Origin of the sequence: Desulforhabdus sp. TSK, assembly GCF_022836495.1 — a bacterium.
Classification (GTDB): Bacteria; Desulfobacterota; Syntrophobacteria; order Syntrophobacterales; family Syntrophobacteraceae; genus Desulforhabdus.
This window is the reverse complement of the sequence record NZ_BQXM01000038.1, coordinates 19,362-40,760: the sequence shown is the minus strand read 5'-3', so window position 1 is coordinate 40,760 and position 21,399 is coordinate 19,362. Positions and strand designations below refer to the sequence as shown.

Genomic DNA, 21,399 nt, shown 5'->3' with positions numbered 1-21,399 from the left:
CTGGAGGCGGCGTGGAGCAAATGCTGAAGCATAGCGTAAAGGTCAAGACGAGAATTTACTCGAACGACTACTGCCCGCATGGCTATGAGCTCCCCGCGGGAGACTATCGCCAGGGCAACGGCAGTGCGTAGTGGACATTTTTGCACACCGGTTCTTATTGCCGCGACAAAGGATATTCCATTTTGTGAGCCTCGGCAGGTTTTAGCACGCGGGTGCCGGTCTCCCGGAACAGAATTTTAGTGCTGATCGGAGGATTCTTTAGCGCCAGCGGTCAATTCTTGTGTCGCTTTATAGGGGGACACCGTATGGGCAAACCGATTAGAATGTTCATCTTTACTACTCTCTTTTGTGGGATTTTAACATGCGATGGGTTTGTTACATGGGATATACCCCCCCATCCGAGTAAAACAATCGTCTCCGCGACAACTAAGTTGATTGAATTCCAAGACAATTTTAACGCTGGGTTCCTGGACCCTGAACGGTGGAGGATTATCCAGGAAGGAGACATTCAACAGAATATCATCGATGTGATCGCAGTCGATCCCATAAAGTCGGATGAGTGCCGGCTGAGACTGGGCATGAACACAATCGGAACACGGGATGATACAGTTAAGTATATCGGCGTCAGGAGCGTTAAGAAATTCAGCTTACATGCCTTAAGCGAGATATCCTTGGATCTTGACTGGAACAACCAGAGTAATGGATGTTATCTGACAGCTGCCGTTTACCTTTGTCCCACAGTTACAAACACTAATCCCGAAAAGGAAGATGACTGGTTAAAACTGGAATATATCGGGGTTCCACCAGGATATAACGCCAGAGCTGTGATTTCAATTAAGGAAAGAGGGACTGTTAAGTATCTCTATACAGAAAAGTGGCCGGAGGAACGAATTGGTCGCCATATAGGATTGCAGGAAATTAAGCTCATTCTTGAGAAACTACGGTTTAATATACTGGAAAATGGATCATTACTTTACGATATTGATTCAAATGAAATTAATTTTCAATCTTTCTATTTATATATCATGATGAGCAGTCACAGCAATTATCCTTTTAGAGAAATATATTTTGATAATATTTTTCTTTTTTAAAAATATATAGTCTCATGGGAAACTAGGGATTGGTGCGGCAGCAATTCCCGGCTTCCCCTAATTGCTGTTCTGACGAAAGCATACGTTTGGATTCGTATGCAGCAGGTCAATCTTCTTGCCTTTTATGGAACCATGAAAGAAAAGGACATCATCTTGATAGCCAAAACACAGGGGCACGATATATGGCAATGCTGTTGACTTCACCAACTTTCGTCATTCCGGCGAAAGCTGGAATCCAGGAAAATAAAGACTTTCTGGACACCGGTTTTCACCGGGGTGACGTTAAGTCAACACCATTGCGATATATGGTTTGTTCCCATCAACCATACCCTGGGGGAATCACCAGAAAATGCCATGAGCGCTCAGGTTGAGGTTCACCCGTTCCGTAGTTGCGCTCAGCTCTTTCTTGATATCGGGCGAGCAGAGCATTATGGCGACCAGGATCCCCTGCTTGACGGTGGGGGCCAGGGCTCTATCCCAGCCCTCGGGCAGCCCGAGATATTCCGCGCCCACCTTGGCCACTCCCTCGGAAACCAGGTCCAGAGCATCGTCTTCCGCATCCAGGTCGAGCGCAGCCCCGTATAACCACAATGAGGGTCGGAAATCGCCTTCGGCATCCACGATCAGCGGGGCGGCATCTTCCTCGGGGATCCCCGCAAGAGCGGAAAAATCGGCCTTAAAAGCCGTTGCCAGGAGCTGTGGGACTTCATCCGTGCGGTAGGTGGCAGCCGCCATGAGCTTTTCTCCGATGCACGGGTCCATTCTGCGGACCAAAAAGTCCACGCCCACCTCGATGAAGTGATGACAAAGGTCCAGCACGACGGCGTCGGACAGAGGACCCAATTGCTCTTCAAGCAACGGCTTGAGCAGGGATGCGAGTACGTTCGCTTTTGCGATGACATACCCCTCGCCCCGGCCCAGTGTGATTCCCGAGAGGTGCCCTGTGGAGTCCATTCCCCAGCTGTTGTTATGGCTGACGAAACCGTGGGCAAAGGCCTTTTCTCCTTTGCTGCCGGCCGCCTTCCAAACCTTGAGGAAATTGTCCTGGGTCGGGTCATGCAGATATGCGGCGAATTTGAGGGAGGTTGCCGTGAAATTATTGTTGAAGAGGTCCAGAGCATTCGCTCCGTAGATCCTGTTGTGAAGTTCGCCGTCATCCAACTGCCGGATCTTCCTGCAGAGGGACTCTTCCATATAGGCGTGGGTGGCTGGGTTCCACGATTGCGCCTTTCCCGGGGATAAAATCGACGCTGCAAAAACCGCTAGAATGATGGAGGTGGCTCTCATCAGGCCCATAGTTTTCACGACTGATCTCCTCTGCCCATTGAGCTTGTCCAACGCGTTTCGGAGAGTGGACTTGAGCTCCGACTGCACCGGGCCGCCACGAGCCTGTCCGGAGTATTCCGCCCGCTGCACTCCGATGTCTCCGTTTCTCTTGCCGATGGAATCTTGAAGATTCCATCCTACCACAGGGCCGCCGAGTTTCGAACCATCCATTTTGCCCATTTGTTGCCTTTCGCCTCATGGGACGACAGCATTTGGCCATCCAGCGCGGCCTTTCGCCGATCGATCCACCGATCTCACTCGACGATCCGGTATCCGGCAGACTGGAGGGAGGGCCTCGTGTAAGCGAAGAGCATCTCGACGGCCTCGGGGAAGGGATTGTAGAACCAGTGGACGGCTCCCCTCGGCACAAACATGGTGTCTCCCTGCTTCATCTCCACTTCAGTGTCGCCCACGCCGCTGATCCCTCTCCCCGACAGGATGTATATGACCTCCTCCGCATCCTTGTGGACGTGCTTCTTGTGAGAGGACGTCATGGCCTCGAACCGGCAAAACGCGAAGGTGATGTCTTCCGCACCCACCGTATCCTTGTCGACAAGCACCACCCGCCTGGCGTTGTCGAGGTCCTTGATCGGTTCATTCCTCCCGTCATCCATGCCAATCACGTATTTCATGCAGATCTCCTGTCTTCCTTCGTGGGGTGTTGACATCATCATCGAGAAGCTCCGCAAGAGGCAACGCAGCGACATTCCCCAATGGTGTTGACTTAACCAACTTTTGTCATTCCGGCGAAAGCCGGAATCCAGGAAAATAAAGACTTTCTGGACCCCGGTTTTCACCGGGGTGACATTACCGTGAAAATGGAACGGGCGTTAAATCAACACCATTCGGGGCATTCCCTGGCTATTCCAGGATGAACAGCTCGTTGCTCCGTCCAAAGCTCAAGAGAAATCGTCCCAAAACGAGCATTTGCGTGTGGTACTGGAGAATGGCCTCCCGTTTTTTCCTTGTTTCCCCCGGCTGAAGCTTGAAAGATATCCATTGCGCATGGGGATTGGTGAACTCTTCGGGAGGGTTCATGCGTGAACCGGTACCGGAGCCCTGGCCCACCGGCCATTGGCCGAAGTGAATCAAAAAGGTGATCATCTTCGGTTCACTGGAAGGACCTTTCTTTTTCAGGGCCTTCAATGCCCCGTTGACAAAATAGTAGGTCGAGGAATGGTCGGGATGCAGGTCTTCAGAAGAGGTCGAAGCCACCAGGGTGGGGCGAAAATCCAGCAGCAGCTGTTCGATTTCTTTCGTCAAATCCCGGCCATTGTACTGGGTATCCGGCACAATCATATCTTTCGGCATCGGCTGCCGCTTCAGGGTGAAGGGGGACGTATATGCCTGCGGGTCGGAGCGGTACTTCCAAAGCAGGTAGTTGAGTCCGCCATCAGGGAATCCCAGGAAAACGATATCCTGCTTTTGCATGCCGAGGAGAGTCAGTGCCTTGATGGCCTCCTCCTCACGCTCTTTTCCATATTCGAGGTAGTCCTCCGACTTTGGGTGGGAAATGTGCTCTTCCATTTCCACCCCTTCGGGATAGCCGTCCCCACTGGTCATGAAAGCCACCTTCACCTTTCCCCCCTCACTGAGCACTCGTTGGATGAGCCCGCCGGCTCCGAGGCATTCATCGTCCGGGTGGGGCGAAAAAACCAGGAGGCGTGTCTGCTGAGAAATGGGCGGTTCCAACGACCGCAGCTCCGCCGCGCGAGCCGCATGAGAAGCAAATAGGGCGAGAAGGGCAAACATGAGCCACACTTTTCTCCGCATTCGGAATTACCTCCCTTTTAATGGACTCCGGAATGAAACAGATGTACGTCCCGACTATCTCTCCGTCATATCTTGATGAAGATTTTTCTCTTCCACAGCGACCATGCGACCAGGTACATGACAAGGACATAGGAAAGCCCGAACAGCAGGGACTCATTCTGGGGACTTTCCAACCCCGAGGTCCATGCCGTCGGCAGGCGACTTCCCCACGCTACGGCAACCTCCCCGGTGCGGTGCAGGACCACCCTCACCAGGGGATCCACGATTTGAGCCAGAACATAAATGGCAATGGAATTCATCCCGAAAAGCATGAAAACCTTCGCCCATGTCGTGTATCGTCTGACCTCAGTCAGCCAGTAAAACACGGATAAAGCCAGGAATGCAAGACCTGCCATGAGGATGCTGAAGGAACTGGTCCAAATGGTTTTATTGATGGGCATCCAGCGATCGAGCATGACCCCAAGGATGGCCAGCCCCATGCCCGAGGCCGCCATGGCGAGTGTCTTGGTTGACCCGGCGAGTGGCAGGCGGAGGCAGTTACCGGCAAGTGCACCAAAGAGAGTTGTCACGATGGCAGGGAGGGTGCTGAGCACACCCTCCGGTTCCCAGGCTCCGTACATATGGCCGTGGAGCAGAATTGAGTCCAGGTAACCGGCTAAATTTTTGCCGGGCTCCAGGACGAATGCCCCGACACCGGGCACCGGGATAAAGCGCATCATGAGCGAATAGGCGGCGAGCAGGCCGGCAAGCCAGAGGCATTGGCCCCTGGGGCCATTGCGGATCATGATCAGGGCCGCGAAAAAATAGCACAGGGCTGTCCTTTGCAGGATACCCATGACGCGGAGCGTGGAGAGGTGAAAAAGAGGGTAGGCGTTCATGAAAAGCCCGAGGAGGAAAAGTACGACCGTCCGGTCCACGACCTGGACATCCAGTCCCTTTGCGCCGGGTGCAGCCTCTTTGCGGCCGGCAAAGGAAAAGACCATGGAAACGCCCATGATGAACAGAAAGAAGGGAAATATCGTATCGGCGAATGTCCAGCCGTTCCAAGCGGCATGTTTGAGCTGTGGATAGACGTCCCGGTATGAGCCCGGGCTGTCCACCAATATCATTGCGGCGATTGTGAATCCGCGAAAAGCATCCACTGCAAGGATGCGTTTACCCTGCGTTGGTTCCATACGCTGTTCAACCCGTTGCTCGATCTTCGCGCGGCTGATGAGCCGGAAGTGCACCATTTCATGTTCAGAACGGCATGACGGCATGAGGCCATGTTGACACCCATCATACCACGATAGCGGCAATAGAAAAGCGGGGCAGAAGTCATGGAAAAGGGTCATCGAGCGCCATTCGCCCCCGAGCCCCGGCAAAAACATCCTTGAACACCGTGACGCAAATGGCCTAAGGTAAAAGGCAATTGAAAGGCATTCGACACGTGAAATGCGTCTCCTGGAGGGGCAATGGCATCGATTTCACCCATAGTACAATACAAAAAGACAGCATGAAGGAGCCCTCATGATGAATGGTTTTGGTCCCCTGGCGGCGGCAAAGAAACGCAATGCGTGCCGGCTCATGGATGTTGCACTGGGGAAGGTCGAAGCCGACCTCGTCATTGTCAACGCAAAAGTCATCAATGTCTACACCGCAGAAATACTGGACCCATGCGCGGTGGCCGTCAAGGGCGAGTGGATCGCCACCGTCGGTGAAGCCTCCGGTTTCCTTGTGGGGCCGTCCACGCGCGTCATCGATGCAGCGGGACGCTTCCTGGCGCCCGGCTACATCGACGGGCACACCCACCTGGCATGGCTGTTCGGCATCGAAGAGTTCCTCAAATACGCGGTTCCCGGCGGCGCCACCACCATCATCAGCGAGATTTTGGAGGTCTATCCCGTGGGGGGACTGGCCGGTACACTGGATTTCCTGGCATCGTTCCAGGACCAGCCCATCAAGATATTCTCCACGGCCCCGGCCATGGTTTCCATCTCTCGAAAAGCCCGGGGGATTTCCGCCGAAGACCTGCAGGCCCTGCTGGAACGGGACGACGTGCTGGGCCTCGGTGAATCCTACTGGCAGTCCGTCGTGCAGACCCCGGAGGTCTATCTACCCGCACTGGAGCTTGCCCTTGAAAAGGGCAAAGTGCTCGAGGGGCATACGGCGGGCGCTCGGGGCCACAAGCTTTGCGCCTACGGGGCCTGCGGCGTTTCATCCTGCCATGAGCCCATCACCGCTCAGGAGGCCCTGGAGCGTCTGCGGCTGGGCATCTACGTCATGGCGAGGGAAGGCAGCATTCGAAAGGACCTCAAGGCCATTGCGGAAGTCAAGGACGAGGCCGTGGACCTCCGGCGCTTGATCATCTGCACCGACGGCGTTACCCCGGGCGAATTGATGGAGCATGGATACATGGATTGCGTGGTGCGGCGGGCCGTGGAGTATGGCTTCGACCCCATCCGTGCCGTCCAGATGGCGACCCTCAACGTGGCGGAGCATTTCGGCATCGACCACCTGGTGGGCGGCATCGCGCCGGGCAAATATGCCGATATGGTCCTCCTGCCGGACCTGTCCCATTTTTCACCGGATTTGGTGATCAGCTGCGGTAAGGTCGTTGCCGAAAACGGCCGCATGACGGTATCCCCCAGGCGGCACCTTTACCAGGCCGGGAGCAGGGAAACGGTTCGTCTGCCGAGGCCCTTGACGGCGTCGGATTTCAGGGTCCAGGCGCCTTCCACGGAGTCGACGGTGGATGTCTGCGTCATTCAGATGGTGACGGACCTGGTGACGGCGGAAAAAACGGCCGTCGTACCCGTCCAGGATGGGGAAATCGCCATTTCCAGGGACCAGGACCTTCTGAAAATAGCCGCAGTGGACAGGGCTGGGACTCCCGGGGAGCTGTTCACCGCATTCATTCGAGGATTCGGCCTGAAGACGGGCGCTCTGGCCTCCAGCGCTGCCTGGGATACGTCGGACATCATTGTCGTGGGCGCCGACGAGTCGGATATGGCGGTGGCCGTCAACCGCATCGCGGAGCTTCAGGGAGGGGCCGTCTTCTGCGATGCCGGCAAGATTGTCCGGGAGCTGCCCCTGCCCCTGTTCGGGCTGCTCTCACAGGCGCCCCTGGGCGATCTCGCCGACGGGGTAAAGGGAATCAACGAAGCGGCGCAGGCGCGGGGTGTGTCTTTTCCCGATCCGCTGCTGAGTCTCGTCGCTCTCACGGGGGCGGCCATTCCCTACCTGCGAATCTGCGACGAAGGCATGGTGAACCTCAAGGATGGAAAGCCGCGCCCGTTGTTTTCAGATGCGAAAGAGGGTGGACGCTGAAAACGCTGACAGGCGCCGACTCACGCTGACAGGAAGGCCATGCCACTGTCCAACACAAACATTCCCGACCTGGAGCATTACCATTTTCGGGAGCTGCATCCGCGGATTTTTATCGGAACGGCGAGCGATCGCTATGCCGGGTGGATCGGACAGATTTATTCCGAAGAACGCTACCGGGACAGGATCACCAGCCGCACGAAGCAGATCAAGGGGAAGTCTTTCCGCGAAGACGTCCTGCCGGTGGAGAGCGTGGAAGAATATTTCACTCATTTCCGCGTGCTGGAGATCGACTTCACGTTCTACCGCTTTCTCCTGGAACGGGCCGGTGAGGCCTCTCAAAATTTCCACGTGCTGCATCGCTACAGGGAGCATCTGAAGGAGGGTGACGGCCTCTTCCTGAAGGTGCCCCAGGCCATTTTCGCGCAGAAGCTGCTGGTGCAGGGGAAGTATGTTCCCAACGAGCAGTATCTCGATCGCGATGCTTTCGCGCGGCGGTTTTATGAACCGGCCCGGGAGATTCTCGGCCCATATCTGCGGGGGTTCATTTTCGAACAGGAGTATCAGCGCAGGGAAGAGCGGATTCCGCCGGCGGAGCTGGCCCGGTCCCTGGACTCCTTCTTTGGCGGGATCCCCCGGGACAGCCGTTACCATGTGGAGCTGAGGACGGAATCTTACCTCGCCCCGGTCGTCCTGGATGTGCTGGAAAAGCATGGAGTGGGGCAGGTGCTGTCTCACTGGACATGGCTCCCTCCGCTGAGGAAGCAGTTCGAGAAGGGCGGGAGCCGCTTCACCAATGCCGGTGGGCAGAGTGTCCTGCGGCTCATGACGCCCCGGGGAATGCGCTACGAAGATGCCTATGCCCGGGCGCATCCTTTCGACCGGATGGTGGAGGGGATGCTGCAGCCCTCCATGGTGGAGGAGACCGTTCAGCTCATGCAGGCGGGCATGGCCCAGGATGTGGACGTGAATGTCATGGTCAACAATCGGGCGGGCGGCAACGCGCCCTCCATCGCCCGGCGCATCGCCGAAAGCTTCCTGGGTGCGGTGAATCGGGGAGAAAAGAGTCCTCAGAGCCCCCTGTAGCGGGGCTCCTCCCGGGAGTGTCAAAAACTCATCGGCATGGAATCTACCACTGGCGTGCGGGGCCCACATCGATGTGTACGAACTCGGGATAACACCCCACCCCCCCCATACTCAGCAGCAGGGCCGTTCTCTCGATGTCGACAAGGTCCACCCCCTCCATGCGGACATCGGCGGCCATCCCCCTGAGATGATAGCTGTTTCGGGCAACTCCGCCCCCTTCCAGCCGGAGCATTTCATTGTAGCTGGGGGAGCGATAGCCGGAGAGCAGGATATACGGTCGGTCACGAGAGCCCAGTTTGGTGCGGACGGCATCCAGGAGCAGGAAGAGGTCCGGGGCGATGGGGTGCGGTGCGTCGTCGTAGGAGCATCGGAAGAGGTGGTCCAGGCGGACCAGGGCTTTTCCATCGAAGCGGCCTTCGCGGTTGAGGTACCGGATGCTCAGGTATTCGTTGGTGTGAGCATTGAAGAAATCGAGTTTTCCGCTGCAGAGATATCTCAGGTCCACAGCGGCTTCCGTTCTGCGCGGTAAGACCGGGGCGCCGGCAACAGCGGCTGTTCCCAGCAGAAGGAGCTTCATGGCTTGTCTTCGGGTCATGTCTATTTTTCTCGGGGTTCCAGTCAGCGTGCATCAGCGCCTGTCAGCGTTTTCAGCGTCCCACCGTTTTTTGAGATATGCAAGACTTGTGCCTGAAGGGGGGCAATGTTGTTGACTTAACCAACGTTCGTCATTCCGGCGAAAGCCGGAATCCAAAAAATAAAGACTTTCTGGACCCCGGTTTTCACCGGGGTGACGTTGAGTCAACAGCATTGAATGGGGGGAGGGGGATCAGAGGATTCGGCCCAGCCACAGGCCCAGAAAGACCATGCCGGCGCCGCCGAGGTTGTTGGAGAGCACATTGGCCAGTGCGGTGAAATAGGCTTCGGAGGTGAAGGCGTTCACGCTCTCGATGGCATAGGTGGAAAAGGTCGTCAAAGCCCCGAGGTAGCCCGTGACGAAGAAGAGGCGGACAGAAGGTGTCATGAAAGAGGCACGTTCGGCCAGGGCAAAGGAGAGGCCGATGAAAAAGCAGCCCACGAGGTTCACGAACAGCGTGCCCCATGGAAACTGGGGGCCGAAGAGCCTCACAGCCAGAAGCGTCGCTCCGTAGCGGCTCAGGGCGCCCAGGCTTCCTCCTATCATCACATAAATGAGCTTTGCCATCTCTCCCGCCGTTCCCCAGAATCATTCGAGCTTCACTGCCCGCCCAATATCCCACATCCGGCCGGATGAAGTCGAGATTGTTTTGCACGGCTCCGCCCGTTTATTGTATACCTGCATAAAACAATCCCAGGTCTATGAGCTCATGGAGAGGAGGACATGACAGTCCGCAACCTTGAATATTTTTTCAAGCCCGCATCCGTTGCCCTCATCGGAGCCACTTCCAGGAAGGCCTCCATCGGGCGGGTGCTGACGGAAAATCTCTGGAATGGAGGCTTCCGGGGGGAACTGTTTGCAGTCAACCCGAACCGGGAAACCATCGACGGCATTCCGACCTATCCCAACCTGGAGAGTCTTCCGAAAGCCCCGGAACTGGCGATCATCGCCACCCCTCCGGCATCGGTACCGGAATTGATTGGGGAGCTGGGAAAGCGGGGGACGAAAGCGGCGATCGTCATTACTTCGGGATTCGGTCCGGCAGGCGAACAGGGCGGCGAGGGCGGGTACACCCCCATCCTGGAAGCGGCGAAGCCTTACCTGCTGCGGATCCTGGGACCCAACTGCATGGGGGTGACGGTTCCCCGCCATGGTCTTCACGTGAACTTCTCCCGTGTGCGCGCTCTGCCCGGGAGCATCGCTTTTGTGGCCCAGTCGGGGGCCGTGCAGACGGTCGTACTGGATTGGGCGGCTGAACGTAAGATCGGGTTTTCTCATTTTGTCGCTCTCGGAGACATGGCCGACGTGGATTTCGGGGACATGCTGGACTACCTGGCCAATGAACCTTCGGTGCGCGCCATCCTCCTGTACATGGAATCCGTCGTTCATTCCCGCAAATTCATGTCGGCGGCCCGCGCGGCGGCACGCATGAAGCCGGTGATCGTCCTCAAGGCCGGGCGCCACGAGGAAGGTGCGAGAGCCGCCGCCTCGCACACGGGGGCCATGGTGGGGAACGACGCCGTCTACGACGCCGCCTTCCGCCGTGCGGGAATGCTGCGCGTGTACACCCTCCAGGAGCTCTTCGATGCCGTGGAAACCCTCGCCGGCACCCCATCGGTGCGCGGAGACCGCCTGGCCATCATGACCAACGGGGGCGGGGTGGGGGTGATGGCCACGGATTCCCTCATGGAGGAAGGCGGCCGCCTTGCGGAGCTTTCCCCCGAAACCCTGCAGCGTCTCCATACGGTGCTGCCCCCCATCTGGTCCCGCAGCAACCCCGTGGACATGATTGGGGACTCCACGGGCGAGCGGTACGGCGTCGTGCTGGAGGCACTCCTGGAGGATGAGGGAGTGGATGCCGTCCTGGTGCTTCATTGCCCCAACGGCATCGTGGAAGGATCGGAAGTGGCCGCAGCGGTGATCGACCGGTACAACAAACGGGCCGCCCGGGGGAATGCTCCCGCCCTGTTCACGTGCTGGCTCGGGGGCGCCTCCCCGGTGGAAGGGCGGCGGATGCTCGAGGAAAACAAGATCCCCACCTACGACGATCCCGCCGACGCCGTACGCGCCTACATGCAGTTGCTGCGTTACCGCCGGAGTCAGGAGCTCCTCATGGAGACCCCGCCGAACGTTCCCGAGGCGTTCTCACCGCAAACGGAACGGGCTCGGGAAATCATCCGGAAGGTCCTGGAGGAAGGACGCCAGTGGCTCATGGAAACAGAGGCCAAGGAGGTGCTCTCCGCTTACGGCATTCCCGTGGTTCCCACGCACGTGGCGAAAAACCCCGATGAAGCCGCCGCCCTTGCTGAAGCGCTCGGCGGGCCTGCGGTTCTGAAGATACTCTCTCCCGATATCCTGCACAAAAACCGGGTGGGCGGCGTGGCCCTCGACCTGGCGAATCCGTCCCTCGTCCTGCAGGCGGCGGGGGCCATGCTGGAGCGTGTGCGCCGGGCGTGTCCCGATGCCCACATCGTGGGATTTGCCGTGGAGCCGATGATCCGGAGATTCCATTCGCACGAGCTCATCCTGGGAATGATGGAGGATAAGCTTTTCGGGCCAGTCATTCTTTTCGGGCAGGGGGGAATCGCCGCCGAAGCGCTGGGAGACAAGGCCCTGGCACTCCCTCCCCTGAACATGCACCTGGCCCGTGAAGTCATGCAGCGTACGCGCATCTTCCGCCTGCTCCAGGGGAATGAAGATCTTCCGGCGGCGGACCTGGAGGCCGTCGCCTTCACGTGCGTCAAGCTGTCGCAGCTGGTTTGCGATCTGGGAGAAGTCGTCGAGCTCGATATCAATCCGCTCCTGGCGGACCGGGAGGGGGCGCTCGCCCTGGACGCCCGCATCAGGGTCCGGCAGACCGGTGGTTCCGCCACCGACCGTCTGGCCATCTGCCCCTATCCGAAGGAGCTGGAGGAGCGCCTGGTGCTGCCCGACGGGCAGGAGCTGCTCATCCGTCCCATCCGCCCCGAAGACGAGCCGGGATTTTATGGGATTTTTTCCCGCCTTTCACCCGAAGAAATTCGCCTGAGATTCCTGCACCCTATGCATCATCTTCCCCACAGCCTGGCCGCGCGCCTGACTCAGATCGACTACGACCGGGAAATGGCCCTGGCCGTTGTCGATGAGCACGCCGAAGGCGGTGAAGAGCTCTATGGCGGTGTCCGCATCATCGCTGATCCCGACCTGGACAACGCGGAATTCGCCATACTCCTGCGCAAAGACAAGACGGGGCTGGGGCTGGGACCCATGCTTCTGCGGAGGATCATCGACTATGCACGGCGGCGGGGAATTCAAAACGTTTACGGCGAAGTGCTGTCGGAGAACACCCCCATGTTGAAGCTTTGCAAGGCCTTCGGCTTCAGGCACCAACGGATACCCGACGACCCCACCGTGATTCACGTGACCTTGGATCTTCACTCTCCAAGCTGAGCCGTGAGATATTCCAGGCATCCGTTGAGAGTGGCCAGCCTGGGATAGTCCCGCTCGGGGATGGTCAGCTGAAATTTCTCCTGGAGTCCAAACACGAAGTTCAGAAAATCCACTGAATCGAAATCGATCTGGTCCCTGAAGCTCCTGCCGGGATCGAGGCTGCGGAGGTCCGCTTCAGGGGCGATGCGACCGAGGATTTCCAGGGCTGCTTTCTTGACGGCTGCTTCCATGGTAATGTACTCCGGGTCAACAGGGATTGGGCTGCATCGATATGGGGACAGCGGGGGCAGGGTTCACTCACACCCCGGTCACTGAACGAGAAGCTCACCCAGAGCGTGCTGCTGCAATTGCCATCCCGAAGGTTCCTCCCCGTAGGTCCATTTCTGGCGGAGGGTTTTTGTCTTCAATTGGGGATCCGAAGTAAAATAGTAGCGGCATTTCAGGAGCACGGTGCTGAAACCGTCCCCGCCCTCGAAAATCACGTCTCGAATGTCATAATCCATGATGTGGAGATGGTTCTGGAATCCATCCACATTCCTCCAGAAATCCTCTTTGGCCTCGGGGGCGATCCAACCCGAGGCATGCTTGTAGTCTCCCCATTTCATCGCCTTGATGAAATCCTGTTCCGCCAGGAGCAGGTCATTCATGTTGTTTTTGGGTTTTCCCCAGGTGGAGCAGGAGAGGGTGAACAGCAGCATTGTCAGGGCCATCGTGGGGAGGAAGATTCTGGAAAAACCGGATGAAAGCGGATGGAGCATGCGCGGGTTCCTTCCTTCTGGGCGTCAGGCAGGCCATACAACAGATCCGCCCTGCCCGTTCCATTGTTCATGGGGTGCGTGATCTGCACCCTGCTTGGGGCCTCACTTGAAACGCATCGGGTCGAGAATATAAATAACACCGTGGCCTATTTCCTTCCATGAAAATCCTTCCAATCGTCCTGTTGCTTCATTTCTGTAATATTTAGTGTGGATAAAAAATAATCTATGCGCTATAGTTTCACTAACATCGATGGCGGGGCATTCTGATCCGCCTGACTTCCGCAGTGCAGTTGACTTAACAACCTTTCGTCATTCCGGCAAAAGCCGGAACCCAGGAACAGGAAGAGGCTCCGGGCACCCGTTTTCAACGGGGTGACATGGAGTCAAAGACATTGCGGACCCCCTGAGGGCGTCACCGAAGATGGAGTCCCAAGCCCTCAATCTCTCAAAAAATGTAAGTTGTGAAAAGAATGCCGGGATGAACATATTTGGGTAGCAGGATCCGGATCGGATCGAATCCTTGAGGAGGCTATGCAATGTCAGAGTATACATGGGATACCGATTGGAAGACCGAGGCAAACGGGGCAGCCTGTGACGTCAAAAACTTTTCGGAATTCATCGAAAATCAGGCCCGGTCCATGGAGCAATCCGGCATTACGTTGGAAGCGCTGCACCTGCGCAGATGGATTCCTGAATTGAGGAATACCTGCAAGACCATTTCGTCATCGTCCGACCCTTTTCCCCTATCCTTTCGGTGACCATCCCACGCCCTGTCTCAGAGGCCGTCCAAAATTCATCTACTCGGGAGTCAAACCTGCTTCGATTCCCTCCTTGAGGGGGGATCGCACTGTTTTACAGCTTCAATACTTTCGTTCTTTGTCATGCCGGCAGTTTTAGGCCGGCATCCAGTTTTTTTCTGTGGATTCCGGCTAACCGCCCGCCGGAATGGCGACTCAAGTGATGGGCACTGTAAGGTATTGAGTTGTCCTGATACGACAACGAAACATTGCTCTCCCGCGTAGGGTGGGCTTTGCCCACCATTCTGCGCCGAAAGCATTGGGTGGTGGGCAAAGCCCACCCTTACGCAGGAGCTCTCGTTGTAGTCCTAAGCCCCCCCGCTTCGAAAGGCGCTGCTGACGATAGACTGAGCCTCCTCCTGGATTTGCAGGAGATGCGTCCTCCCTTTGAAACTTTCCGTGTAGATCTTGTAGACATCCTCCGTTCCTGAAGGGCGTGCAGCGAACCAGCCGTTTTCCGTAACGACCTTCAGGCCTCCGATGGCTGCGCCGTTGCCGGGTGCGGCGGTGAGCTTGCCCAGGATGGTCTCGCCCGCCAGAGTTGATGCGGCGATTTGCTCCGGCGAGAGTGCCTTGAGGATCGTCTTCTGCTGTGACGTGGCGGGAGCGTCGATTCTTTCGTAAACGGGGTCTCCGAATTTTTCCACCAGGTCCTTGTAATGTTCTCCCGGATCATGTCCAGTCTTGGCCGTGATTTCTGCTGCCAGGAGATCCAGGATAATGCCGTCCTTGTCCGTCGTCCAGACGGTCCCGTCCCTGCGCAGAAAAGACGCCCCCGCACTCTCTTCGCCGGCGAAGCCGTAGTCCCCCGTGATGAGCCCCTCCACAAACCACTTGAACCCCACCGGGACTTCCAGGAGCCTGCGGTTCAGGTGACCGGCAATGCGGTCGATCATGCTGCTGCTCACGAGCGTTTTTCCGACGGCCGTATCTGCGCCCCATTGGGGACGGTTTTGAAAGAGGAACCAGATGGCCACGGACAGGTAGTGGTTGGGGTTCATGAGGCCCACGCTGCGGGTCACGATTCCATGACGGTCGGAATCGGGATCGTTGCCGAAGGCGACGTCGTAGTTGTCCTTGAGGTGGATGAGGCTCGCCATGGCATAGGGAGAAGAGCAATCCATGCGGATTTTCCCGTCCTTGTCGAGAGTCATGAAGCCGAAGGTGGGATCGACGACGGGATTGACCAGCTGAAGATTCAGACCGTAAGTTTCGGCGATGGGCTCCCAGAAAGCCACGGACGAGCCTCCCATGGGGTCGACCCCGATGCGGATGCCGGCGGATCGGATGGCATCCATGTCGATGACACTGCGCAGGTCCTCCACGTAGGGACGGATATAGTCATAGCGATGGGTGGTGCTGAGGGAGAGGGCTTTTTCAATCCCGATCCGCACAACGTCCTTGTTTCCCTCTCTCAGGAGCTCATTGGCCCTGTCCTGAACCCATTGGGTGATGTTCGTGTCGGCAGGTCCGCCGTGGGGTGGATTGTACTTGAAGCCCCCATCCTCAGGCGGGTTGTGCGAAGGGGTGATGACGATGCCGTCCGCGGGAGCCGAGGGGTTCCGACGATTGTGGACGAGGATGGCATGGGAAATGACGGGGGTCGGGGTATACCCGGAGCCCTCCTGGATCATGACCTCCACGCCGTTGCCCGCCAGGACTTCCAGTGCGGTGACGAAACTGGGCTCCGAGAGGGCGTGGGTGTCCATGCCCAGGAAGAGAGGGCCCTTGACGCCACCGGCTTTGCGGTGGTCGCATATGGCCTGGGTCGTCGCGAGGATGTGGCTCTCGTTGAAGCTTTTCCTGGTCGAAGAGCCGCGATGTCCGGAAGTGCCGAACTCCACCTTGTGGACAGGGTTCGATGGATCGGGTTGAAGGGTATAGTATTCAGTGATCAAACGGGGAATGTTCGCGAGCATGGATCGGGGAGCAGGCTTTCCTGCCAGGTCGTGTACCGCCATTTATTTTCGGCCTCCGAAAAAAGGGATCTTCAAGGGAATCAAAAAGACATGTCACAACAACAAAGGGGGACTTGCGCCCCCCTTTTTCTATTAAGGATTAAGTTGGAATGAAATTATGATTGCGCGGCCTGGCGGTTCTTTACCAGATCGTCGACCACCGCGGGTTCGGCGAGTGTAGAGGTATCGCCCAGTTCGCTGACTTCATTGGCGGCGACCTTACGAAGAATACGCCGCATGATCTTGCCCGAACGGGTCTTGGGAAGTCCCGGTGCCCATTGGATGAAATCGGGTGAAGCGATGGGGCCGATTTCCTTTCGAACCCATTTTACCAGTTCGGCGCGAAGCTCTTCCGTCGGTTGCTGGTCGGCATTGAGCGTAACGTAGGCATAGATCCCCTGGCCCTTGATGTCATGGGGGAAGCCGACGACTGCTGCCTCCGCCACGGCGGAATGAGCTACCAAGGCGCTTTCGATTTCGGCGGTGCCCATGCGGTGTCCGGAAACGTTGATGACGTCGTCGACCCGGCCCGTGATCCAGTAGTAGCCGTCCTCATCGCGGCGGGCTCCGTCACCGGTGAAATAAAGTCCCTTGTAATTGGAAAAGTAGGTTTGTTTGAAGCGTTCGTGATCCCCGTAAACGGTCCTCAGCATGCCGGGCCAGGGTTCTTTTATGACGAGATAGCCGCTGGCGGCACCTTCGAGGAATTTCCCGTCAGGATCCACAATGGCCGGTTGCACCCCGAAGAAGGGCCGCGTCGCCGAACCGGGCTTCATATCCGTGGCTCCGGGCAGCGGTGTGATGAGGATGCCTCCGGTTTCCGTCTGCCACCAGGTGTCCACGATGGGGCATCGTTGTTCGCCGACGGTATTGTAGTACCAGAGCCATGCTTCGGGGTTGATGGGCTCGCCCACCGTTCCGAGCAGCTTCAGGCTCTTGCGCGAGGTTTTCTTCACAGGTGCATCGCCCTGGCGCATGAGCGCGCGGATGGCGGTGGGAGCCGTATAGAAAATGTTGACCTTGTGTTTGTCCACAACACTCCAGAAACGAGACCAGTCGGGATAGTTGGGGATGCCTTCGAACATGAGGCTGGTGGCGCCGTTGGCCAGAGGGCCATAGACGATGTAGCTGTGGCCGGTGATCCAGCCGATGTCCGCCGTACACCAGTAGATGTCCCCTTCGTGATAGTCGAAGACATACTGATGCGTGAGGGATATATAGACGAGATAACCGCCCGTGGTGTGCAGAACGCCCTTGGGCTTGCCCGTCGATCCCGAAGTGTAAAGGATGAAGAGAGGATCTTCCGCATCCATTTCTTCGGGGGGGCATTCCGTAGAGGCTTTGCTCATGACTTCGTGATAGTCGACATCGCGTCCCGGCGTGATGGGGACCTTACCTCCGGTGTGCTTGACGACGAGGACTTTCTCGACGCCTTCACATTTGGTGATGGCTTCGTCGGTATTCAGCTTGAGAGGAACGGTCTTGCCGCCGCGGAGGCCTTCATCCGCCGTGATGACGACTTTGCCGCCGCAGTCCTGAATACGGCCCGCCAGGGAGTCGGGTGAAAATCCTGCAAAGACGATGGAATGAATGACCCCGATGCGGGTACAGGCCAGCATGGTGATGGCCAGTTCCGGGATCATGGGAAGGTAGATGGTGACGCGGTCGCCCTTCTTGAGTCCCAGAGACTTGAGGACGTTCGCGCAGCGGCACACTTCTTCGTACAACTGGCGGTACGTGAAGCTCTTGCTCACTCCCGGATCGTCGCCCTCATAGATAATAGCGACCTGGTCGCCACGCTTTGCCAGGTGACGGTCCAGGCAGTTGTAACTGAGGTTGATCTTCCCGTCTACGAACCACTTGATGCGAATGTCACCGTCAAAAGAGCCTTCTTTCACCTTGGTCCAGGGCTTGAACCAATCCAACCGCTTGGCCTGTTCCCCCCAAAAGCCCTCAGGGTCCTTGACCGACTGTTCGTACATTTTCAAATAGGTTGCGTTGTCACAGTAAGCAGATTTTTTCCAAGATTCAGGAACGGGAAACAACTCATTAGCCATGGATTCCTCCTTGAAGCTGGTGTTTGTTGCATACCGTCAACACGACGGCCCTTCCTATACTGGTACTTAAAAAAACCCGCTGAAAACAGAACTCAACAACTAGGAATGCGATCAGGATTCGCTGCCTAAATGAAACCAATAACGCGTATGGGTTAGAGAAGGGAGAACAACTGGTGTGTGAAAATATAACCTCTGAATTCAGAAGCAATACTACCAATGAGATTATCGGCTGTCAACAAAAAATATGCGGGGGATAAAGAGAAATCCTTGTGTTTGTGAGTAGATGCACAAACAGGGTATTTTCTGTCCCCGGCCCCTTGCCGGAGACGTCCACCGGCACGCTTCATGAGCCGTCTGCGCCTTTGGGGCCCCCCATCCCTTTCTTCACAACAACCGGGATGAGGCCATCGTGTCGGCCACGTTCCTGAGTCGAGCTGAGTTCGGGGATGGGGGCCGTCCTATCTCTCTTTCTGTTCCGATTCGAACATGCAATGGAGGCACACCAGATCGTCGTCGTAGCTGGTCGTCACATCACACGAGAGCGATTTGAACAGATGGATCATGGATTGATTGTTCATGGAAGTGTAGGCGGCGAGGCCCTTGATGCCGTTTTCCCTGGCCACCTCGGCAAGCTTTTTCAGGATCCTCTTGGCCAGGCCCTTTTTCTGCCAATCCTTGCTCACGCTGAAAGCGACCTCGGCCACGTTGTTGTGCGGATCCAGAACGTAGCCGCCCATGGCGATGATCTTGCCGAAGCCGAACTCGCCCGTGACGGCCACGATGGTCATTTCCTTTAAATAATCAATCTGATACATGGACGCCACATCATCCCGCACGAAGGTGTTCTTGCGGTGGAAAAAGCGTGAAATGATGTCGTTCATGTCCAGATTGTAAAAGTGCTCCTGGATGCGCCGTTCATCCACCGGCTTGACCGGACGAATGGTGACCCGCTTCCCGTCGATCTCGATGTTTTCCTCCCATTTCACGGGGTAGACGGCGTGAATGGACTCCTTGAGACTTCTTTCCGGCCCGATGAGTCCAAGTTTTTTGGCGTTGTAAAAGAGCTCATCCCGGAAATTCGGGTGTGCCAGGCTGATCATGGCGATGGCCCGCTCCTGGATGCTCTTGCCGAAGAGGTTCACCGCGCCGTATTCGCTCACGACGTAATAGACGTCGCTCCGCGGCACCACTACGGGGAGGTTCTCCAGCATGGGCACGATGCGGCTCGTTTTGCCGCTCAGGGAGGTTGAGGGGATCAGCAGTATGGACTTTCCGCCGGGCGATTGAGCAGCGCCCCGCACAAAGTCCAGCATCCCCGTCACTCCCGCGAAATGACTCTGGGAAGCGGCGTCCACCGCCACCTGCCCTGTGAGGTCCATGACGCTGACCACATTGATGGAGGTCATGCGGTTGTGGCTGGCGATGACGGCCGGGCTGTTCACGTAATCGGAGGGATGGAACTCGATGCTGGGATTGTCATGGAGGAACTCGTAGAGGTTCGACGTCCCGATGGCGCTGCTGGCCACCACCTTCCCGACGTTGACGCCCTTCTTCCGGTTGTTGATGACCCCGCGGGAGACGAGCTCCATGATGCTCTGGGTCAGAGACTGGGTGTGGATGCCCAGGTCGTTTTTCTGGGAAAGGGCCAGTGCCGTCGCCCGTGGAGTGGCGCCCAGCCCTACCTGCAACGTTGCGCCGTCGTCGATGAGCTTGGCCGAGTTGTTGGCGAGGAGCTCCGCCGTTTCAGGCTCCGGAAACTCGCCGATGGTGAGGAGCTCTTCTTCGCACTCCACCACAAAATCGACATCGTTGACATGAAGGAAGCTGTTTCCCAGGACCCGCGGCATTCTGGGGTTGACCTGAGCAATGATGATGTCGGCGGAAAGCGCTGCCGCCAGCGTGATGTCCACGGAAATGCCGAGGCTCATCCACCCGAAATCATCGGGGGGCGTGACTTGGATGAGAGCCACGTGAATGGGAATCTGCCGAGTCTGGAACAGGTAGGGGAGGGCGGAGAGATTGATGGGCGTGAAGAAGCGCCGATTCACCGCCAGGACTTCGGGCAATGTGGAACCGGAGTAAAAGGACCGGATGTGAAAGGTTTCCCGGGAACCCTCGCTGGCCATCAGGGTCAAAGGGGTCGTTTCGAGGCTCAAAAGCCGCACGATCTCCAGGTCGGTGAAATTGGCGGATTGCGACGCCAGCTCCCTCACAAGACACTGCGGCTCTCCGCAGGAGGATCCGATAAAAATCCGCTGTCCGGCATGGATCAATCCAATGGCATCCTTCGGGGAGCGTACTTTCGACAAATAATCGTCGGGCCAGTAATTCTTAAGCATGAAAAACTTCTCCTGTGTGGAGCATTCCGCCGATTCTCAAAATAGAGAAGCGCACCGGGGCAGGCTTGCCGCTCCATTTCGAGGCACCCATTCTGAGGGGGCAATATAACATGAAGTCACGGACAAACCGAGGCAAATAAAAAAACGCCCCCCGGCGGTCTTGATTTTTCGCGGCGCATCCGTTTAATTAATAGGCATGCGTACAGTGTGGTAGAGACGGTCGATGCTCCGGCGAGTCGAAGGGAATTGCTTGTAATCGTGACGCTGATGTGCTTAAACCGAATGCGGAGTATGCTCATGAAAGTCATGCGCCGCCGAATCATTTTCAGCCTCTGTGCTCTGCTGTACTGCATCCCCTTTTTCATGCTTTGCAAGGGATCCTGCAGCATCTCATCCTGGTGGATCTATCTTACGGGTGACACCACCTATTACGACCCCCACATTCAAAGCATCAGCAGGGAATACGGGCTCGATCCCCGCTTGGTGAAGGCGCTCATCCGGGCGGAATCGCGCTTCGACCACGAGGCCCTGTCCTCCAGGGGAGCCATCGGGCTCATGCAGCTCATGCCCGCCACCGCCAAAGACATGGGAGTGAAAGATCCCTATGACCCCAGGGAGAACATCGAAGGCGGCGTGCGCTACCTGAAATATCTCCTCAAACGCTTCAATAACGACGTCACGCTGGCTCTCGCCGCCTACAACGCCGGCCCTGAGACCGTCAGACGCTACGGCTGTGTCCCGCCCTTCAATGAAACGAAGGAATATCTCAAGAAAGTCCTGGATTTTTATTCTCAGTACAAGCAGGAGACGTGAGTCCCTGCCTGCCTTTCCGGTTTTTGCTCCAT

Annotated in this window: 17 protein-coding genes; 6 read left to right on the top strand and 11 right to left on the bottom strand. The window is 57.1% G+C overall.

The annotated features are described in order from the left end of the window. Positions 1-305 precede the first annotated feature (305 nt). Complete coding sequence (locus MWC30_RS18215; protein ID WP_244085632.1) at positions 306-1,091, top strand: hypothetical protein; 786 nt, start codon at positions 306-308, stop codon at positions 1,089-1,091. Between the two features lie 339 nt (positions 1,092-1,430). On the opposite strand, the gene MWC30_RS18210 is transcribed toward MWC30_RS18215, so the two are convergent. From MWC30_RS18210 to MWC30_RS18195, 4 genes are all read right to left on the bottom strand, one after another. Further along, positions 1,431-2,588: a hypothetical protein gene (locus MWC30_RS18210; protein WP_244085631.1), complete on the bottom strand. Its 1,158-nt coding sequence runs from the start codon at positions 2,586-2,588 to the stop codon at positions 1,431-1,433. Positions 2,589-2,671: 83 nt separating this feature from the next. Continuing rightward, a complete protein-coding gene (locus MWC30_RS18205; RefSeq protein ID WP_244085630.1) occupies positions 2,672-3,049 on the bottom strand; it encodes a cupin domain-containing protein in 378 nt (125 codons plus the stop codon). Between the two features lie 229 nt (positions 3,050-3,278). Next, positions 3,279-4,190, bottom strand: coding sequence for a PIG-L deacetylase family protein (locus MWC30_RS18200; protein WP_244085629.1), 912 nt, complete (start codon positions 4,188-4,190; stop codon positions 3,279-3,281). Between the two features lie 65 nt (positions 4,191-4,255). After that, a complete protein-coding gene (locus MWC30_RS18195) occupies positions 4,256-5,365 on the bottom strand; it encodes an acyltransferase family protein (protein ID WP_244085628.1) in 1,110 nt (369 codons plus the stop codon). Positions 5,366-5,699: 334 nt separating this feature from the next. Between MWC30_RS18195 and MWC30_RS18190 the strand changes: the two genes are divergently transcribed. Both MWC30_RS18190 and MWC30_RS18185 read left to right on the top strand, forming a co-directional pair. Further along, entirely contained in the window at positions 5,700-7,499 is a 1,800-nt protein-coding gene (locus MWC30_RS18190) for an adenine deaminase C-terminal domain-containing protein (protein WP_244085627.1), read from the top strand. Positions 7,500-7,538: 39 nt separating this feature from the next. After that, on the top strand, positions 7,539-8,582 hold the full coding sequence (locus MWC30_RS18185; RefSeq protein WP_244085626.1) for a DUF72 domain-containing protein: 1,044 nt from the start codon (positions 7,539-7,541) through the stop codon (positions 8,580-8,582). Positions 8,583-8,625: 43 nt separating this feature from the next. Here MWC30_RS18185 and MWC30_RS18180 read toward each other — a convergent pair whose 3' ends face one another. Both MWC30_RS18180 and crcB read right to left on the bottom strand, forming a co-directional pair. After that, a complete protein-coding gene (locus tag MWC30_RS18180; protein WP_244085625.1) occupies positions 8,626-9,177 on the bottom strand; it encodes a DUF882 domain-containing protein in 552 nt (183 codons plus the stop codon). 231 nt (positions 9,178-9,408) lie between these two features. After that, positions 9,409-9,783 carry a fluoride efflux transporter CrcB gene (gene crcB, locus MWC30_RS18175; RefSeq protein ID WP_244085624.1) on the bottom strand — a complete coding sequence of 125 codons (375 nt, stop codon included), beginning with the start codon at positions 9,781-9,783 and terminating at the stop codon, positions 9,409-9,411. Between the two features lie 156 nt (positions 9,784-9,939). Here crcB and MWC30_RS18170 point away from each other — a divergent pair, with 156 nt between their 5' ends. Beyond that, complete coding sequence (locus tag MWC30_RS18170; RefSeq protein WP_244085623.1) at positions 9,940-12,645, top strand: bifunctional acetate--CoA ligase family protein/GNAT family N-acetyltransferase; 2,706 nt, start codon at positions 9,940-9,942, stop codon at positions 12,643-12,645. Here the strand turns inward: MWC30_RS18170 and MWC30_RS18165 are convergent. Then, positions 12,630-12,875 carry an acyl carrier protein gene (locus MWC30_RS18165; RefSeq protein WP_244085622.1) on the bottom strand — a complete coding sequence of 82 codons (246 nt, stop codon included), beginning with the start codon at positions 12,873-12,875 and terminating at the stop codon, positions 12,630-12,632. The two genes, MWC30_RS18170 and MWC30_RS18165, sit on opposite strands and share 16 nt — an antisense overlap. Positions 12,876-12,953: 78 nt before the next feature. Beyond that, the gene (locus tag MWC30_RS18160; RefSeq protein ID WP_244085621.1) at positions 12,954-13,403 is read right to left on the bottom strand and encodes a hypothetical protein; all 450 of its coding nucleotides are present in this window, start codon (positions 13,401-13,403) and stop codon (positions 12,954-12,956) included. 536 nt (positions 13,404-13,939) lie between these two features. On the opposite strand from MWC30_RS18160, the gene MWC30_RS18155 reads away from it, so the two are divergent. After that, positions 13,940-14,161, top strand: a complete 222-nt coding sequence (locus MWC30_RS18155) for a hypothetical protein (RefSeq protein ID WP_244085620.1) — start codon at positions 13,940-13,942, stop codon at positions 14,159-14,161. Between the two features lie 347 nt (positions 14,162-14,508). Here MWC30_RS18155 and pgm read toward each other — a convergent pair whose 3' ends face one another. The 3 genes from pgm to MWC30_RS18140 all read right to left on the bottom strand — a co-directional run bounded on the left by pgm (position 14,509) and on the right by MWC30_RS18140 (position 20,554). Beyond that, positions 14,509-16,161 carry a phosphoglucomutase (alpha-D-glucose-1,6-bisphosphate-dependent) gene (gene pgm / locus MWC30_RS18150; protein ID WP_244085619.1) on the bottom strand — a complete coding sequence of 551 codons (1,653 nt, stop codon included), beginning with the start codon at positions 16,159-16,161 and terminating at the stop codon, positions 14,509-14,511. Positions 16,162-16,274: 113 nt separating this feature from the next. Further along, a complete protein-coding gene (gene acs, locus MWC30_RS18145; RefSeq protein ID WP_244085618.1) occupies positions 16,275-18,215 on the bottom strand; it encodes an acetate--CoA ligase in 1,941 nt (646 codons plus the stop codon). 458 nt (positions 18,216-18,673) lie between these two features. Continuing rightward, positions 18,674-20,554: a bifunctional acetyl-CoA hydrolase/transferase family protein/GNAT family N-acetyltransferase gene (locus tag MWC30_RS18140; protein ID WP_244085617.1), complete on the bottom strand. Its 1,881-nt coding sequence runs from the start codon at positions 20,552-20,554 to the stop codon at positions 18,674-18,676. A 297-nt stretch (positions 20,555-20,851) separates the two neighbouring features. Here MWC30_RS18140 and MWC30_RS18135 point away from each other — a divergent pair, with 297 nt between their 5' ends. Beyond that, a complete protein-coding gene (locus MWC30_RS18135) occupies positions 20,852-21,367 on the top strand; it encodes a lytic transglycosylase domain-containing protein (RefSeq protein WP_244085616.1) in 516 nt (171 codons plus the stop codon). Positions 21,368-21,399: the final 32 nt, after the last annotated feature.